A 16,366-nucleotide genomic window follows, 5' to 3' on the forward strand; every position below is an offset into this window, starting at 1 on the left:
CCGGCCTCATGCCATGCCCTTTTTCAAGGGGCATGACACTAGGGCAGAAACCGTCCGGTCACCGAGTTCGGGTCGGCCTTGAGCTGTTCGGGCGTGCCCTGGGCCACGATGCGCCCGCCAGCCTCGCCGCCGCCCGGGCCGAGATCGATGACGTGGTCGGAAGCGGCCACGACGTCGGTGTTGTGCTCGATGACCAGGACGCTTGCCCCCTTGTCCACCAGCCGGTGCAAGACGGTGATGAGCTTGCCCACCTCCTGCATATGCAGGCCGGTGGTCGGCTCATCCAGGATGTAAAGCGCCCCGGGCAGGCTGCGCTTGCCCAGTTCCCGGGAAATCTTGATGCGCTGGGCCTCGCCGCCGGACAGGGTGGTGGCCGGCTGGCCCAGGTGCAGGTATTCCAGCCCCACCTCTTCAAGCACCTGCAGGCGGCGGTCGAGGACCGGGTAATTCTCAAAAAATTCCCGGGCCTGCCGCACGGTCAGATCCAGCACTTCGGCGATGTTTAAGCCCTTGTAGCGCACATCCAGGGTTTCGCGGTTGTAGCGCAGGCCCGAGCACACCTCGCAGGTGACGTAGATGTCCGGCAGAAAATGCATTTCCACCCGGATCTGCCCATCGCCGCCGCAGGCCTCGCAGCGCCCGCCCTTGACGTTGAAGCTGAAACGCCCGGGCTTGAAGCCGCGCCGCTTGGCATCCGGGGTGGTGGTGAAGATGTTGCGGATCTCGTCGAAAATCTTGGTGTAGGTGGCCGGGTTGGAGCGCGGGGTGCGGCCGATGGGGGTCTGGTCGATGCTGACGATCTTTTCGATCAGTTCGGCCCCCTCGATGCCGGCAATGGCCCCGGGCGCGTCCACCTTGATGCCCTTGGCCAGGGCCAGGTGTTTGTAGAGCGTGTCCATGATCAGAGAGCTTTTGCCCGACCCCGACACGCCGGTGACGCAGACCAGGCAGCCAAGCGGAATGACGGCATCGATGTTTTTCAGATTGTTGGTGGACACACCGCGCAGGATAAGATTGCCCTTGCCGGTCCGCCGGGTTTCCGGCCGGGGGGAGACGGCGTCGCCGCGCAGGTATTTGCCCGTGAGCGAGGTGGGTGAGGCCAGCATGCCGGCCACATCGCCCTGGTAGACAATTTCGCCGCCAAGGCGTCCCGAGCCGGGGCCAAGTTCGATGATATGATCGGCGTTACGGATGGTGGCCTCGTCGTGTTCGACCACGAGCACCGTGTTGCCCCGGCCCTGGAGCTGGCGCAGGGTGGCAAGCAGGCGGTCGTTGTCCCGGGGATGCAGGCCGATGCTCGGTTCATCGAGCACATACGTGACCCCGACCAGACCAGAACCGAGCTGGCCGGCCAGCCGGATGCGCTGGGCCTCGCCGCCGGACAGGGTGGCCATGTTGCGCGACAGCGACAGATAGTCCAGGCCGACGCCGGACAGAAACTTCAAGCGATGGTTGAGCTCTTTTAACAGCGGCTCGGCAATAACCGCGTCCGAACCGGTGAAATCCAGGCCCGAGAGCCAGGGCAAGGCCCGGTCGATGGGCATGGCGCAGAATTGGGCGATGTTCTGGTCCGCCACCCGCACGGCCAGCGATTCCGGCCGCAGCCGCGCCCCGTTGCAGGTGGGGCAGGGGCGCGACTGGCGGTAGCGGGCCAGCTCGTCGCGCCAGACCGTGCCAAAGGATTGCCCCTTTTCCAGCAGCCGGACCACGCCCTCCCAGCCAAACGCCTTGTCGCCGTAAAAAAGCGCCTCCCGGGCTGGGTCGGAAAAATCGGCCAGCCGGGTGCGAAGCGTAAACCCGTGGCGCACGCCAAGCTCTTCCAGGCGCTTGCTGTAGCGGGCCAGGGCCCGCTCGCTTTTCCAGGGCAGGATGCCTCCCTCGGCCAGGGACAGGCCCTTGTTGGGGGCTAAAAGCGCCGGCTCGAAATAGTCCACCGTGCCCAGGCCCGAACAGGCCGGGCAGGCCCCTTGCGGGCTGTTGAAGGAAAAGAGCTGGGGCGAGGGCGGCGGCACGCTGATTTTGCAGGTGGGGCAGGAGGAGGCCGTGGAAAAGATGCGGTCCTTGGCCTTGCCTTCGTGGTCGGCCACGTAGACCCGGCCCTCGCCCTGGGCCAGGGCCAGCTCCACCGAGTCGGACAGGCGCGAGCGGATGCCGTCCTTGACCACCAGCCGGTCCACCACCAGATCGATGGTGTGGCGCTTGTTTTTTTCCAGTTCCGGCAATGGCTCAAGCGGCACGACCACGCCGCCGATGCGCACCCGGGCAAAACCCTGGCCCTTGAGCTTTTTGAGCCGGTCGGCGTGGGTCCCTTTCTGGTATTCGACCAGCGGGGCCAGCAGCAGCAGTTTGGAGCCTTCGGGCAGGGCCAGGATGTCGCTTATGATCTCATCGGCCGTGCGGGCGGTGATGGGTTCGCCGCAGCCCGGACAATGGGACTTGCCCAGGCGGGCGAAAAAGACGCGCAGGAAATCGTAGATTTCCGTGACCGTGCCGACCGTGGAGCGCGGGTTGCGGGTGGCAGTCTGCTGTTCCAGCGAGATGGCCGGAGACAGGCCCTCGATCTTGTCCACCTGCGGCTTGTCCATCTGGGGCAGGAATTGCCGGGCATAGGCCGACAGCGATTCCACGTAGCGTCGCTGCCCTTCGGCATAGACGATGTCGAAGGCCAGGGTGGATTTGCCTGACCCCGAAGGGCCGCACACCACGACCAGCTTGTCGCGGGGAATGTCCAGGGTGAGGTTTTTGAGATTGTGCTGGCGTGCACCTTCAATGCGGATACGGGGAGCTTCGCTCATCATGCCTCCAAACGTCTGCGTGGCAAGGAGGCAAAATAAGGACCCTGTCCGGAAAGGCAAGGGTCGTTTGACAAGACGCGGCCGGCAGGGCAGAGGATAAAGACTGGTATCTTCCTGTCTGCCCGGTGTTTTCAGGCGGAAATTGCGGCGGTGGTGTTGCGGTTAACAGTCGTTTACATTATGTCGGATTTGCCGGTGTCGCCATCCCGCGCGGCAGCGGCAAAGGAGCGACCATGCGTTTTGAGGTCCCCTTTGTGCCCGAGGCGGCCTATGCCTCGCTGGTGGCCGGGCAGGCCCGTGCGCTGGAGGCCGTCTATTTCCGGCTCGGCCCGGAGACGCCGGACGCCCGGTTGCCGGGGCTGGCCGATCCCTCACCCATGGAACTGGCTGCCGGGCTGGCCGCCCTGCCCGACATCCCGCGCCTGGGCCTGTTAAACGCAGCCTTCCATGCCCCGGATCTGCTTATTGGCGACGGGCTGCGCGATCTGGTCATGCTGCTTGACGGCTACCTGGCCGCCGGGGCCGTGACCGGCATCATCTACGCCGATCAATACCTGCTCCAGGCCCTTTCCGACGCCTCCCCGGAGGTGGCCGGGGCGCTTTGCGCCATACCGAGCATCAATTTCCGTCTGGACAGCCTGGAGCGGGCCTCGGCCATCATCGAGGCAGCCGGCTCCACCCGCTTTCGGCCGCCGCCGTCGGTGATCCTCGACCGGGACAGCAACCGCCGGCCCGGCCATCTGGCCGCCATAACCCAGGGGCTGCACCGGCAGTGGCCGGGGATACGGGTGGGGGTGATGGCCAACGAGGGCTGTCTGTATGCCTGTCCCTACAAAACCGCCCACGACGCCCATATCGCCTTGTCGCGGCTGGCGGCCTGCCGGGTGGGGCCGGACATCAACCGCGACCTGGGCTGTCTGCGCCGTTTCGCCGAAGACCCGGGGCGGATGCTGGCCTCGCCGTTTATCCGGCCCGAGGATGTGGGACGACTGGAAGGAGTGGTGGATTTCGTCAAGGTCTGCGGGCGCAGCCGCACGGCCAGGGATTTGCGGACGATTGTGTCGGCCTATCTGGCCGGGCGGTATGACGGCAACCTGCTGTGGCTGCTCGATACCCTGGAAATTTTGTCGGATCGGTTTACCTGCGACAACGCAGCCCTGCCTGAGGATTTCTTTGCGCGCACGGCTGATTGCTCGCGCCAATGCCGGGTCTGCGGCTATTGCCGCACGCTGGCTGACCGCCTGGTGTCGCGGCGCGACCCGGCTTTACCGCGCTATACGCCGGACTGAACCGGGGTGAGGCCAAGGGCCGGGGAGACCGGCCCTTGGGCAAGGTCAGGGATGGGCAACCGGCGGCTGGAACGGACCGGGTGGGGCCTGTCCGGGCTGGTACGGGCCTTGGCCGGGTCCGGGCATTCCGGGCTGATGCGGGCCTTGGCCGGGCGCGGGCATTCCGGGCGGCGGCGGGGCGTGGCGTCGGGGCCCCGGACAGCCCATGGTCGTGGCGGCAAAGGCAATGAGCGCCAGAAGGCACAGCAGGCGTTTCATGCGTCCTCCAGGGTTATGCCGCAAGCCACCCTTGCAGAAGGCACGAGGGGGCTGCGACACAACCCTTATAGCGGCAACGGCCCAAACTGCCAATGCAGCTAGAGCAGCGAACGCCGGCAAAATGACAGGAAATCCTCTTCCTCGTCTGTTTGCCCGGTGCGGGTTTCGTCGTCTGTCGGTCCGTTGACGTTTTCTTCCCGCCATACGCCTTCGGTCGGCTCAAAAAAACTGACACATTCCAGATGGATGCTTTGTGCGAACATGGGCAAAACCTCCCTGCATGGGGCAGGCCTTGCAGAATCCGTTCCACAAGCCGCCAAACCCTTCCGGCAAAGGCTCCGGGGCCCCCTCGTCCCATCTGCACCTGTGCCCTGGTGACCATGTCGCCGGATCGCTCCTGCCGGTTACCGGCCTAGACGTGGGCGTGGAAAAGGCTGCTCCCTTGGGATTGCAGCGGGAAAACGCCCCGATTCTCTGGCTGCCGGCCCGGGGCCAGGCCCGATGCGAATCCGTGACAGCCGGCAGCAGGCATCCTATAAGGACCCTCGATTTGGTCTGTCAGGCCGCCTGCGTTCTTGCAATGACCCGTTACCGCTTGGAGGATCCCCGATGCGCCAGTTGAGCCGTTCATTTCTGCTGCTCCTGCTGCTCCTTTTGCCCCAGGCCGGCTGGTCCGGCGAGACACTGTTCGTCGCCCGGGAACAGATTGATCTGGCCCGGTTGCTGCCGCCGCCGCCTGCCTTGGATTCGGCCTGGCAACAGCAGGAGATGGACCTGCTGGCGACCCTGCAAAAGGAGCGCACGCCGGCCATGGAGGCTTTTGCCCAGGCCGATGCCGAGCGCTCCGTTTTCCGCTTTGCCGACGTCGTCGGCGACACCTTCACGGCGGCCAGGGTGCCCGTGGCCGCAGCCTTTTTTACGGCAGTCAAGGAAAACGGGGACGCCATCCTGGGGCAGGCCAAGAAGCACTGGGACCGGCCAAGGCCCTATGCCACCAACCCGGCAATCACGCCCTGTGTGCCCAAGCCCGGCAATGCCTCCTACCCCAGCGGCCACTCGACCTTTGCCACGGTCATGTCCATTGTCCTGGCCAACATGGTTCCGGAAAAACAGGTGCAGATTTACGAGCGGGCCGAGCGCTACCGGCTCAACCGCGAAATCGGCGGGGTGCATTACCCAAGCGACGTCGAGGCCGGACGGCTCTCCGGCACGGTCATCGCCGCCTTCCTGTTCCAGTCTCCGACCTTCCTCGAAGACTATGCCAAGGCCAGGGCCGAAGTGCGCCAGGCCCTGGGGCTCTCGCAGTAGTGTGCCGCCCGTTGGGGAGAAGCCGCGGCAACCGTCTTGAGCGGCCCAGGCAGACCTGTGCGGGGGAATCCGTGATGCAGAGGCCTGAGGCCACGCGCCGGATCGAATCTGCCGGGCGCGTGCGGACCGTTGTTGCCTCTGGTCTTGGTCTGGCCGGGGGCGGGCGGACGTGAGGCGGCCGGTGGTGCGGCGGCGGATCGTGGCGGCCTGGCTGCGGGGGGTGGTCCGGCTGGGCGGCGAGGCGATCAGCGCCTTTTTCCGTTCCGGCGGCCCGACCCAGGCTGCGGCCCTGGCCTTTTACGCCTTGCTCTCCTCCGTGCCGCTGCTCTTTGCCATGCTGGCCCTGTGCGGGGCCGTGGCCGGCGAGAGCTGGACCGGCCAGATGGCCCTTCGCCGCCAGTTGGCCGTCATCACGCCCTATATCGACGAGGTTCTGGTGTCCCGGGCCCGGCGGCTGTTGTGGGCTTCGGCCGGATTTTCCCTGGAGAGCGCGCTGTTTATTCTGTGGTCGTCGTGGCTGTTTCTCGGCGCGTTGCGACGGGCTTTGGCCCGGCCGTGGCGCGAGTCGCCGCTGCCGGGCCGCTCCCTGCTCGGGCGCGCCTTTGCTGCCCTGTGGGGCGCAGTGGCCGGGGTGCTCTTTGTGGGTGCGGTCACGGCGGCCATGTATCTGGCCTATCTGCCCCGCCTGGAGCCCCAGGGCAGCCTGTTGCGCCAGTGGTCGGCGCTGTGGGGCGTGGGCTGCCTGACCGGCATCTTTGCCGCGGCCTATCTGCTCTTTTTGCCGGGCCGGCGGCCGCTGCGGGCCATTGCCGGGGTCTCGGCCGGGCTGGCCGTGGCCGGCTGGGGGGTGAGTCTGACCTTTGCCGAACTGGTGGCGGTCCTGCCCCGCTATGAGCTGGTCTACGGGTCGTTAAGCGGCGCGGTGCTCTTTTTGCTCTGGCTAGATTACAACGCCTGGCTGGTGCTTATGGGGGCGTGGTTCCTGCATGTGTGGCAGCGCGACCACGCCCCGTCGGCCCTGCGCCGCCGGCTGTCCCCGGCCGGCTGGTTTGATCGGCTGCGCTCCGGCCGCCGCACCGGGCGAAGTGGGCCGGGCGCTTAACTTTTTTGGTAGGTTGCCGTCACCGAGATGGTGATGCCGCCCCGGGCCGCGAAATCGCCGGTCACTTCCATTTCCAGGGGGGAGGCCGCCTCCACGAGATCATCCAGAATGCGGTTGGTCAGGGTCTCCATGAAGGTGCCCTCGTCGCGGTAGCTGAAAAGATACAGCTTGAGCGACTTTGATTCGATGCACAGCGTATCGGGCATGTAGCGGATGGAGATGGTGCCGAAATCGGGCTGGCCGGTTTTGGGGCAAAGGCTCGTGAATTCGTCGCTGGAAAAGGTCACGGTATAGGGCCGGCCCGGAAAGGCGTTGGGAAAGGTTTCGATCAGCTCCGGCGATACGGTGTGGGGGTAGACCGTTGCGCCCTGGCCGAGGGTTTTGAGCGTGCTGACGTCATCTTTGGGAACCGGGTGCGACATGGGGAGTCTCCTTGACGGCCGGGTAGGGCCGTGGTTGTCTTGACACAAAGGCCCCGCCTCCATACCGTTCCCGGCCCCGATGTTCAATGACCAGGGAGAGACCCCTATGGCCCCGCTTTACACCATTGCCGTTTCCGGATCCTTCAGCGCCGCCCACCGCCTGCCCGACCATCCCGGACCGTGCGCCGCCATGCACGGCCACAATTTCGAGGTCGTCGCCGAACTTGGAGCCAGCCGCCTTGTCGACGGCATGGTGGCCGATTTCATGGACGTGCGCGCCGCCCTGGACGAGGCCTTTTCCGGCCTGGACCACGCCTGCTTAAACGACCATCCCGAACTGTCGCCGCCAACAGCCGAGGTCCTGGCCGCCTGGATTTTCGGCCGGCTTGAGGCCCGCCTTGGTAACGACCGGGTGCGCGTCCTTCGGGTGCGGGTCGAGGAAAGCAAGGGCCTGTCCGCCACCTACCGTAACGACCCATGCTGAAAGTCCACGAGATTTTTGCCAGCATCCAGGGCGAGTCGGGCTTTGCCGGCTGGCCGTGCGGTTTTTTGCGCCTGTCCGGCTGCAATCTGGCCTGCTCCTGGTGCGACACGCTTTATGCCGGCGACTCTTTTGCCGAAATGGCCGTGGCCGACGCCGTGGCCGCCCTGGTCGGCCTGGACCTGCCCCTGGTCGAAATCACCGGCGGCGAACCGCTCCTCGCCCCTGAGACACCCGGCCTGGTGGCTGCCCTGGCCGACGCCGGCCTTACCGTGCTGGTCGAGACCAACGGCAGCCTGGACATCAGCGGACTCGATGCCCGGGCCGTGGCCGTCATGGACGTCAAATGTCCGGGCAGCGGCATGGAAAGGCGAAACGACTACGCCAATCTGGACCGGTTGCGGCCTCGCGACGAGGTCAAGTTCGTCCTGACCGACCGGGCCGATTACGAGTTCGCCCGGGAGATTGCCGCCCGGGTCTGGACCGGGCACATGGTGCATTTCTCGCCTGTTCCGGGCCGCCTGGACCCGGCCAGGCTTGCCGCCTGGATGGTGGCCGACAGGGTGCGCGCTCGGTTGTCCCTGCAACTGCACAAATACATCTGGAGCCCCGATGCCCGGGGCGTATGAGGGAGCGGCCATGACCGCAGACACGCAGAAAAAAGCCGTGGTCCTTTTTTCCGGGGGCCTTGATTCCACCACCTGTCTGGCCGTGGCCCGGGAGCAGGGCTTTTTGCCCTGTGCCCTGAGCTTTGCCTACGGCCAGCGCCACATCGTCGAGATCGAGGCGGCCAGGCGCGTGGCCAAGGCCATGGCGGCCCATGCCCACCTGATCCTGCCCCTGCCCCTTGGGGCCATCGGCGGTTCGGCCCTGACCGCCGACATCGACGTGCCCAAGGACCGCGACACGGCCGCCATGGAGTCCGAGATCCCGGTCACCTACGTGCCGGCCCGCAACACCATTTTCCTGTCCATGGCCCTTGGCTGGGCCGAGGTCCTGGGGGCCAGCGACATCTTTATCGGCGTCAACGCCCTGGACTATTCCGGCTATCCCGACTGCCGGCCGGAGTTTGTGGCCGCCTTTGAGGCCATGGCCAATCTGGCCGTCAAGGAAGCGGTGGAAGGGCGGCTTCATATCCGTATCCACACGCCGCTTCTAATGCTGTCCAAGGCCGAAATCGTGCGCCTGGGGACGAGGCTTGGCGTGGACTACGGCCTGACCCATTCCTGCTACGATCCCGACCCTGCCGGTCTGGCCTGCGGCCGTTGCGACAGCTGCCTGCTGCGCAAAAAGGGCTTCGAGGAAGCCGGCGTGGCCGATCCCACCCGCTACCATCCAGGGCTCTGATCCGATGCAGCGGGCGGGCAACCGTCCGCGACCGCCGGTCCCCGTCCGCTGCCAGCCTGGTTTTCCGCCAGCGCCGGGAGGAAACGCCTCGCCCGGGGTGCCCGCGTGGCCGCTGCCGATCCGGTTGCCGGCCTGTCCGTCGTCATAAAAAAGCCGGCCTCCGTTGGGAGGCCGGCCTTTTTTTCTCTGGAGCGAGCCCGATTCAGTCGGCCGTCGGGGCCAGAAGCTCGGGGCGGACGTATTCGGAGATATTGTTGCCGTAGTGGAGGTACAGGCCGGGAACGCCGGCCAGGGGCGTCCAGTAGCCGTCCAGATATCCGCCGAGCCGCTCGGAATAGGACCCGGAGCGCTTGGCTTTTCCGTCGGCCAGGGCGGCGTTGCCCTTGCAGTGCTTGCACACGCTTTCGCAGCCGGCCAGGGTGAAGCACTTGATGCCTTCGGGGATGCCCAGTTCCTTGCCAGTCGCGTTGACGGCCACAATTTCGCGGTTGGCCCGCACCAGCATGGCCGGTCCGGGGTGGAGATCCCACATGAGGTGGAAGGCGTCGAGAATTTCCTGGGTGACGGGCGTTTGTTCCATGATGCGTCTCCTTGTGCGGCGACGGTTTCGACCGCGGCCGGACAATGCCAAAACGGCCGCCGCCATGCGTCTCCGGGAGGCAACGGATTGTAACAGACTGTTGCGTCCGGGCCGACACATTTTGTTACAAACCGTTTCCGGCCGGAAAAGCCGGGGATGGGTCCGCGGGGTAAATCCTCAGGGCAGGTTTGGCCGGTTTTCCCGGCCGCTACCGTGCGGAGGTGCGCCATGTACTGGACAGTTGTTTTGTGGATCGTGGTTCTGGCCGGGTTTGGCCTCAGCTTGCAGCTGTTTCTGGAAGAGGCTGCCCGGCCGGGCGAGCCGCTGGCCACCCAGGCCGCCTTGCGTCTGGCCCGAAGCGAACTGGAATTGTCTGTGCAGCAGCGCCAGATGCTCGGCTTTTCCCTGGCCCTGCAGCACGACGACGTCTCGGCCCTGGCCACCGGCAATGCCGTGCTCTGCCACGCCCTGGCCGAGGCCCTGGTTGACCCCGGGTTTGGCCGGGAGTCCCTAAACGATCTGTATGCTGAAAAGCGGGGGCTGGCCGAGCGGGCCTATGTCCTGGCCCGGGACCGGTTTCTGGCCTTTCACGCCGTCCTGACCCCGGTCCAGCGCCAGCGTCTGGCCGGGCTCGTGCGCCAGGGCCGGGGCGGCTGGCTGGTGCGTCAGGCGCTGTTGCCGTGACCGATTTCGGTTCACAACCATGGCCGGTGCTTTTACAGTCTGCCGCAAACCCGACCATCCACGGCCAGCCGGCCGGCAGGGAGACGCCATGGGCACCAAACGCATTCTGGTTATTGAGGACGACAGGCGGCTCCAGGATCTCCTGCGCGAGTATCTGGCCACCTTCGGCTTTGAGGTCAAAGCCGTTGGCCACGCCCGGGAGGGGCTTGACGCCCTGGAGGCCTTTGCCCCGGCCCTGGTCATCCTCGACCTCATGCTGCCCGACATCGACGGCTTCGAAGCCTGCCGGGAAATCCGCCGGCGCGGGGCAACGCCCATCATCATGCTGACCGCCCGCACCGATGTGGCCGACCGGGTGGCCGGGCTGGAAATCGGGGCCGACGATTACGTCCCCAAGCCCTTTGAGCCGCGCGAACTGGTGGCCCGCATCCAGGCGGTGCTGCGCCGGGGCGAACCGGCCCAGGCGCAGCCCGCCGGCGAGAGTCTGTCCTTTGGCCGACTGCGGGTGGACCGGGGGGCCAGGGAGGCCTTTCTCGACGAAGTTCCCCTGGGGCTGACCACCACGGAATTCGAGGCCTTGTCCCTTTTGGCCGGGAGCGCCGGCCGGGTGCTCGACCGTGACGCGCTCCTTCGCGAGTTGCGGGGGCTTGAAAGCGACGTCTACAACCGCTCAATCGACATCGCCATGAGCCGGCTGCGCCAGAAGCTCGGCGACGACGCCAAAGCGCCCACCTTTATCAAGACCGTGCGCGGCGCGGGCTATGTTTTTATTGCCAAGGCGGACGATCATGCTTGATTTCCTGCGCCGCCACCTGCGGTCGGTTTTTACCCGTCTGGGTCTGGTCATGCTGTGCATGGTGGTGGTCATCAACTGTGGCACCTGGCTGCTCTATATCCACTTCCACAGCCGGGCCGACACTGCCGACAGCCGGAATATGGTTCGCTATACCCGGTTTTTAGCCGAGTCCGTGGGGAGTCCGCCGGACAGGGCCAAGGCCGAAGCCCTGGTCGCCGATCTGCCTCTTCGGGTCACGGTTGGCGGGGAGCAGGGCTGGAGTGTTGGCCGGCCCGGGGATTTCCCCGAGGCCTACTTAAGCCTCCGGCCCCTTGGCGACGGCGTTTCGGGCGGGGTGGTCCACGGCCACCGGCGCATGGTGGTGACCGCTGCCGACGGGAGCACCATCACTTTCGACAGTTTCCCCACTGATGCCGAACTGGCTTCCTTTCGCTTGTTTGCCGTCCTGTCCCTGGCGCTGACCTGGGTGGTGGTGTTGGCCGGCTATGGTTTCATGCGCTGGCTGCTGCGGCCGGTGCGCTGGCTGTCGGAGGGGGCGGCGGCGGTTCGCGACGGAGCCTACGACCACCGGGTGCCCGAGACGTGCGGCGGGGAGCTTTTTGAGCTGAGCCGGACATTCAATGAGATGACCCTGGCCCTTCGGGCAACACTGTGCGCCCAGAAACGGCTGCTCATCGACGTCGGCCATGAGCTGCGAACGCCGATCACCCGCCTCAAACTCGCCCTGGAACTGCTGCCGGACCGGGAGCGGGCCGAAGCCATGCGCGAGGATGTGGACGACATGGAAGTCATGGTGGTGTCCATCCTCGAATCGGCCCGGCTGCGCCACGAGGTCCGCTCGGTTGGCGCCGCCCCGGTGGACGTGGCCGAGCTGGTCGGGACTGTTGCCGTGCGGTACGTCGAGGGGACACCCGGGGTGACGGTTGACCTGCCCGGGGAGCCGGTAGTGGCCATGGTCGACGGCGAAAAGCTGGCCATGGTGGTGCGCAACCTGCTGGACAACGCCTGCAAGTATTCGCGGCCCGGCGATGCCCCGGTTGCCGTGACCCTGGCCGGGGAGCGGGAACGAATCGTGCTGACCGTGGCCGACCATGGTCCGGGTATCTCGGCCGAGGCCCTGCCCCATATTTTTGAACCGTTTTACCGGGTGGACGCCTCGCGCACCCGGGATACCGGTGGATTTGGCCTGGGCCTGAGCCTGTGCCAGGCCATTGTCCAGGCCCACGGCGGCAGGATTACGGCCTCAAGCGTCCAGGGGGCCGGCCTCACGGTAACTGTGGCCATTCCCCGCCAACAGCCCGCGCCGCCCCGGAACTAGCCGGAACGGAAGCGACGCGGGCGGTTGGCGCACGACGCCGGTCAGATGCGCCCGATGGGTGCGCCTGTGGCGAAAGACGGCTCGTGCAGGGGGATGACGATGTCGGCTGCGGTTTTGATGCGCCGCAGGATGTCGTAGGCCGCGTAGGGATTCACGCAGGTGCCGGGCGGGATAACCTCCATCTCCCGGGCCGTTATGGCCTTGGGCGGTAAAGAGGTTTTTCCCGGATGACGCAAAATCCGGTGATGACCGCCTGCCCGGCCGGGGTGTCCACAAAGACGGACATGCCGCCCTCGGTGTGGGCCGGGGTATGGACCATGCGAAGACCGGGCAGAATTGCTGTATCACCGGTCAGGGCCTGCATCTGCCCGGCTTCGATGACGTCTTCGACGTATTCCTCGTTGTAGCGGAAATCCAGGGGATGCGGATCGCGTATGTGCCTGAGTTCCTGCTCGTGGGCATAAAACACCGCGTTTTCGCACAAGGCGTCGTTTTCGCAGTGGTCGTTGTGCAGATGGGTATGCACCACGATGTCGATGTCCGCCGGGGTCAGGCCAAACTGGGCCAGCCCGGAATCCAGGGTATGGATCTTCCCGCCAATGGCCGCCTCCCGGGCCGCCGACTGCACCGGCCGCATCTCTCCGGTATCAACCAGCACCCGCTTGCCGCCGCCCTCCAGATACCAGCCGTAAATGGGAATGGTGTAGGGCGTTCCATAATCGAACTGATAGGTCATCATGCCCTTGTCGAATTCCTTGGTGCCAAGGACGATGGGATGGATCACGAACGCGGCCACGCGAAACCTCCGGCGGATACGTTTGGGAAAACGCCGCCGCCCGGAGTTCCGGGCGGCGGCGTGGCTGGCTCTGTCAGCCCGCACCGGCAAAAAGATAAGCAGGAAGCGTGGAAAGACAAGGGGATGGGAGCCGGAGCTGCGACAATGGGGCACGCTTTAACGTGCGGATTTTGCGTAGATGCCGGTCCTGTTTTCAATCTGGATCGTAAAGTTGTATTTTTCCAGCATGGCCATTGCCGGCGCCACGTTATTTTCCCTGCCGTCCTTGCCGTAGGGCGCCGCCACGAAAATATTCTCCACCAGATGCTCGGTGCCGTCGAGACCTTCCAGCGCCTCAAGTTCCGAGCCGTTGACCTGGATGGTCAACAACTTGAGCCGAGGGAAACCGCACTGGGCCAGGATGTTGGCAAGCGTGTCCACGGGCACGTCGACTTCCTGATAATCTCCCGGAGAGGCCTTGCACACGTCAAGGATAACGTCCTCACGGAAGCTGTTGGCCTGGTTGCGGAAAAGAAAGGCCTTCTGTGTGCCGGTCGTGTTGAAGACACCCTTGTGGATGGCGGTAGCGGTCTCCGGGAAGTTGGCGAGGAAATTCCGTTTCAAAATTCTGTAGGCTCCGGGATGGAACTCCACTGAAAAGACCTTGCCCAGCGGGCCGACCCGACGCGCAAAGTACATGGAGTAATACCCCAGAAAGGCGCCTGCCTCCATGATCGCATCGCCGGGAAGGATGTCGCAGTGCTTGTGAGGCACGACGCCGCGTTTGAATTCATAGCGGAAGGAGATATCCGTCAGGATTTGGGCGAAAGCCTGCTGCAGTTCCTCCGCTTTACGGTCCGAAAGGCCCTTTGGGGGAAACGCCCCTTTTACAGGCATGCCGTGAAAAATGAGGCCATCATAAACAATGAAGGGCACTCCGCTTCTGGTCAGTCCGGCTTGCGGCTGGGCAGCCGCCTCTTTGCGTTTTTGCCCGACTGCTGCCTGCGTCTGGTTCATCCGCCCTCTCCTTGACAATGTTTCGGGTCTTTAAAACGCTTCGCCGCCAAGTCGGCTCATCCAATCATCCAGTGTTCGGGATGAATGAGAATCTGTATGGAACCATTCTGATTGGCAGCTTCGGCCATGGCCTCGCCGTAGGCCGCAAGCAGCTCCGACAGGGGATACTCGTTCAGGTTGGGATGCCTGGACTGTGCAATGACAGAGCCGTTCCATTTCTGCTCAGAATCAGTCAGATAGTGATCATGAGGCAGATTATACGCCTCGTAACCCAGGCCAAAATCGGATAAGTGAAGCGAATGCAATTGAATAGGAGCTCCATTGACTACAATTGTTCTACCGCGATCGGCCCCAGGCTTGACCAGAGCTTCGCTGAATATTTCGTAACTCACGAAATCATGGTCACGGTAAAATTGGCTGCCATGTCCTGAGGTCCCCACAAGATTTATTCCATGTGTCTTAAAATATTCTATCTCATCGGTAAGTGTCTCGCGCAAGTCCATGCCCATAAATGCAGCCAGTTCGGCTATGTTGTTATGAAGCCCGACGTCGTGTCCCTTGTCCACGAGGAATTTTGCATGCTCGAGCATCTTGGAATTTCGAATCAGCTTGTGTCCATCGAAATGTCCGTAATAATTTCCCGGGCAGTAGTAGGGACTGGGGGGAAGCAGGAAATAGGTTGAAACAATATTATTCTTGTATTCAAGTTGGGCCATTTGCAGAGAAGTATCTATGGAGCTATCCACGTCGTGGCGCAAGGCAAAACTCTGATCCCCGACGGCCAGTTCGCTCAGGCGTACGTTGCGCTTTTTTTCCAGCAGGGGAGACAGCATATCCTGCACATAGCGGATGCCGTCGCTTATCTTTTTCATCTCGAAATTGCCGTCCGTTTTAGCCTCTTTGCTTGCGGCGTCATTTTCATAGCAGCGAATCTCGTAGCCACAAGCCTTAAGGAGCGGCGCATACTTTGACAGTGCATATTCTTGAATTGCCGGGGGCATGGAAGATTTCCAGCGTCCCACCGAAGTGGAGAACATTTCCAGCGGGAAGGCCTGCTCCACGCCGCAAAAGGCAGCCACCCTGGCCAAGATCTCGTCAGGGGCTGTCACCAAATCTTCATAGCGAATGGTCAGACTCCAGGACGAGGGCAGGGTTTGCAGCGCAACGAAAGAGTTGGCTATGCCGACAGCCCACCAGTCCAAGCTCTTGGCCAAATCCTTCTGTCCCCAGCTTACATTGCACATAGAGCATGCGACATCGCGGCCGTCGCGCACGATGTTCACCAGCCGCGCGCCCGGAATCCAACTATGGAGGAAACGGGAATAATACGCGTTGTTGGGTGTCTTCTCCACCCAAAATTCCCGGCCCGCCCCTTGCGCGCGTCCGGCGAAGAGCGCTGCGTAGAGCCCGCCCCAGATTGTTTCGATCTCGTGCAGGTTGTCCACATCCAGGAGCGCGTCGAGTCTGGCGAGTTCGGTGTCCAGGGTCTCAGGCTCCAGCCAAAGACAGAACCCCCGGCGCCTGTCATCGGTAGGCGACGCCTGCTCGTCCTGGACATAGCAGTAGAACCTATTACGCCAGAGGGACTTGAGCGTCGCGAGGGCCTCTTTGCGTCGATGTTGCGGAATGCTGTGGAACCAGTAGGGGGCAAGGCGGAATTGTTCGTCGTTAATGCATTTTGTCTCGCCGCCGACGTTGGCCATGCGGGGGTGGCTGCCCAGGACACTGCGTAACAGACTGGTTCCCGAGCGTCCTGTGCCGCCGATGAATACTCCCCCGGCCGCCGGGAGCCCAAGCTGGTTTGCGGGTGGCTGGTCGCCGCGTGCGCGAGAGAGGTATTCCCGGGCTTCGTCACCTCTGCCCAGGTTTTTCGAACATTCAGCCAGCAACAGCCAGGCCTCGGATTTGCCCGAGTCGGCCTCCAGCGACGAACGGAGTATCCAGCAGGCCTCGCTCCAACACTCATTGTCCATGTAGACCCTGGCATCGTCGATACTCCCGGACTTGAGGTAGGGTGCCTTGAATCGCTTCATTTGCATACGTGGTCTCCTTGAAATCTCCGGAATTATTATGCAAATCATATGCCAAAAGCAGAAAGAGGGGGGGCTGCTTATCGATGCCCCGTCATGTTCAACGACCAATCGCGCCGGCGCTAACTGCCAAATCGAATGACGACGCCCGGCGTGGTCACCCC

At 63.9% G+C, this 16,366-nt stretch carries 16 protein-coding genes and 1 pseudogene; 9 read left to right on the forward strand and 8 right to left on the reverse strand.

Features of this window, described 5'->3' with window-relative positions; genetic code table 11:
- Nucleotides 1-38 precede the first annotated feature (38 nt).
- Nucleotides 39-2,795 (reverse strand): excinuclease ABC subunit UvrA, encoded by a 2,757-nt coding sequence (gene uvrA, locus DVDV_RS06985; RefSeq protein ID WP_075353980.1) that lies wholly within the window; start codon nt 2,793-2,795, stop codon nt 39-41.
- A gap of 233 nt (nt 2,796-3,028) precedes the next feature.
- On the opposite strand from uvrA, the gene DVDV_RS06990 reads away from it, so the two are divergent.
- Nucleotides 3,029-4,084, forward strand: coding sequence for a hypothetical protein (locus tag DVDV_RS06990; RefSeq protein ID WP_075353981.1), 1,056 nt, complete (start codon nt 3,029-3,031; stop codon nt 4,082-4,084).
- A gap of 45 nt (nt 4,085-4,129) precedes the next feature.
- Here the strand turns inward: DVDV_RS06990 and DVDV_RS06995 are convergent, their stop codons facing one another.
- Together DVDV_RS06995 and DVDV_RS22700 are read right to left on the reverse strand one after the other, a co-directional pair.
- Nucleotides 4,130-4,342, reverse strand: coding sequence for a hypothetical protein (locus DVDV_RS06995; RefSeq protein WP_075353982.1), 213 nt, complete (start codon nt 4,340-4,342; stop codon nt 4,130-4,132).
- A 98-nt stretch (nt 4,343-4,440) separates the two neighbouring features.
- Nucleotides 4,441-4,605, reverse strand: coding sequence for a hypothetical protein (locus DVDV_RS22700; protein WP_175577075.1), 165 nt, complete (start codon nt 4,603-4,605; stop codon nt 4,441-4,443).
- A gap of 346 nt (nt 4,606-4,951) precedes the next feature.
- Here DVDV_RS22700 and DVDV_RS07000 point away from each other — a divergent pair, with 346 nt between their 5' ends.
- Both DVDV_RS07000 and DVDV_RS07005 read left to right on the forward strand, forming a co-directional pair.
- The gene (locus DVDV_RS07000; RefSeq protein ID WP_075353983.1) at nt 4,952-5,650 is read left to right on the forward strand and encodes a phosphatase PAP2 family protein; all 699 of its coding nucleotides are present in this window, start codon (nt 4,952-4,954) and stop codon (nt 5,648-5,650) included.
- Nucleotides 5,651-5,834: 184 nt separating this feature from the next.
- A complete protein-coding gene (locus DVDV_RS07005; protein WP_254845293.1) occupies nt 5,835-6,752 on the forward strand; it encodes a YihY/virulence factor BrkB family protein in 918 nt (305 codons plus the stop codon).
- Here the strand turns inward: DVDV_RS07005 and queF are convergent.
- The gene (gene queF, locus DVDV_RS07010) at nt 6,749-7,174 is read right to left on the reverse strand and encodes a preQ(1) synthase (RefSeq protein WP_075353985.1); all 426 of its coding nucleotides are present in this window, start codon (nt 7,172-7,174) and stop codon (nt 6,749-6,751) included. The genes DVDV_RS07005 and queF overlap by 4 nt on opposite strands.
- 106 nt (nt 7,175-7,280) lie before the next feature.
- Between queF and DVDV_RS07015 the strand changes: the two genes are divergently transcribed.
- The 3 genes from DVDV_RS07015 to queC are packed head-to-tail and all read left to right on the forward strand — an operon-like array spanning nt 7,281 to nt 9,002.
- Nucleotides 7,281-7,658: a 6-carboxytetrahydropterin synthase gene (locus tag DVDV_RS07015; RefSeq protein WP_075353986.1), complete on the forward strand. Its 378-nt coding sequence runs from the start codon at nt 7,281-7,283 to the stop codon at nt 7,656-7,658.
- Nucleotides 7,652-8,284, forward strand: coding sequence for a radical SAM protein (locus tag DVDV_RS07020; protein WP_075353987.1), 633 nt, complete (start codon nt 7,652-7,654; stop codon nt 8,282-8,284). Before DVDV_RS07015 ends, DVDV_RS07020 begins: the two co-directional genes overlap by 7 nt.
- A gap of 10 nt (nt 8,285-8,294) precedes the next feature.
- The gene (gene queC, locus DVDV_RS07025) at nt 8,295-9,002 is read left to right on the forward strand and encodes a 7-cyano-7-deazaguanine synthase QueC (RefSeq protein WP_075353988.1); all 708 of its coding nucleotides are present in this window, start codon (nt 8,295-8,297) and stop codon (nt 9,000-9,002) included.
- A gap of 202 nt (nt 9,003-9,204) precedes the next feature.
- Here queC and DVDV_RS07030 read toward each other — a convergent pair whose 3' ends face one another.
- Nucleotides 9,205-9,582, reverse strand: coding sequence for a hypothetical protein (locus DVDV_RS07030; protein WP_075353989.1), 378 nt, complete (start codon nt 9,580-9,582; stop codon nt 9,205-9,207).
- Between the two features lie 228 nt (nt 9,583-9,810).
- Here DVDV_RS07030 and DVDV_RS07035 point away from each other — a divergent pair, with 228 nt between their 5' ends.
- The 3 genes from DVDV_RS07035 (at nt 9,811) to DVDV_RS07045 (ending at nt 12,380) form a co-directional block, all read left to right on the forward strand.
- On the forward strand, nt 9,811-10,266 hold the full coding sequence (locus tag DVDV_RS07035) for a hypothetical protein (RefSeq protein WP_075353990.1): 456 nt from the start codon (nt 9,811-9,813) through the stop codon (nt 10,264-10,266).
- Nucleotides 10,267-10,354: 88 nt separating this feature from the next.
- A complete protein-coding gene (locus DVDV_RS07040) occupies nt 10,355-11,062 on the forward strand; it encodes a response regulator (protein ID WP_075353991.1) in 708 nt (235 codons plus the stop codon).
- Nucleotides 11,055-12,380 carry a HAMP domain-containing sensor histidine kinase gene (locus DVDV_RS07045; RefSeq protein ID WP_075353992.1) on the forward strand — a complete coding sequence of 442 codons (1,326 nt, stop codon included), beginning with the start codon at nt 11,055-11,057 and terminating at the stop codon, nt 12,378-12,380. The genes DVDV_RS07040 and DVDV_RS07045 overlap by 8 nt, the downstream gene beginning before the upstream one ends.
- 41 nt (nt 12,381-12,421) lie before the next feature.
- Here the strand turns inward: DVDV_RS07045 and DVDV_RS07050 are convergent.
- From DVDV_RS07050 to DVDV_RS07060, 3 genes and pseudogenes are all read right to left on the reverse strand, one after another.
- A pseudogene (locus DVDV_RS07050) lies at nt 12,422-13,176 on the reverse strand (N-acyl homoserine lactonase family protein).
- A gap of 156 nt (nt 13,177-13,332) precedes the next feature.
- Nucleotides 13,333-14,172: an FkbM family methyltransferase gene (locus DVDV_RS07055; protein WP_075353993.1), complete on the reverse strand. Its 840-nt coding sequence runs from the start codon at nt 14,170-14,172 to the stop codon at nt 13,333-13,335.
- A 56-nt stretch (nt 14,173-14,228) separates the two neighbouring features.
- Nucleotides 14,229-16,211: a sulfotransferase gene (locus DVDV_RS07060; RefSeq protein ID WP_075353994.1), complete on the reverse strand. Its 1,983-nt coding sequence runs from the start codon at nt 16,209-16,211 to the stop codon at nt 14,229-14,231.
- Between the last annotated feature and the right edge of the window lie 155 nt (nt 16,212-16,366).

It is taken from the genome of Desulfovibrio sp. DV (assembly GCF_001936595.1).
Taxonomy (GTDB): domain Bacteria; phylum Desulfobacterota; class Desulfovibrionia; order Desulfovibrionales; family Desulfovibrionaceae; genus Solidesulfovibrio.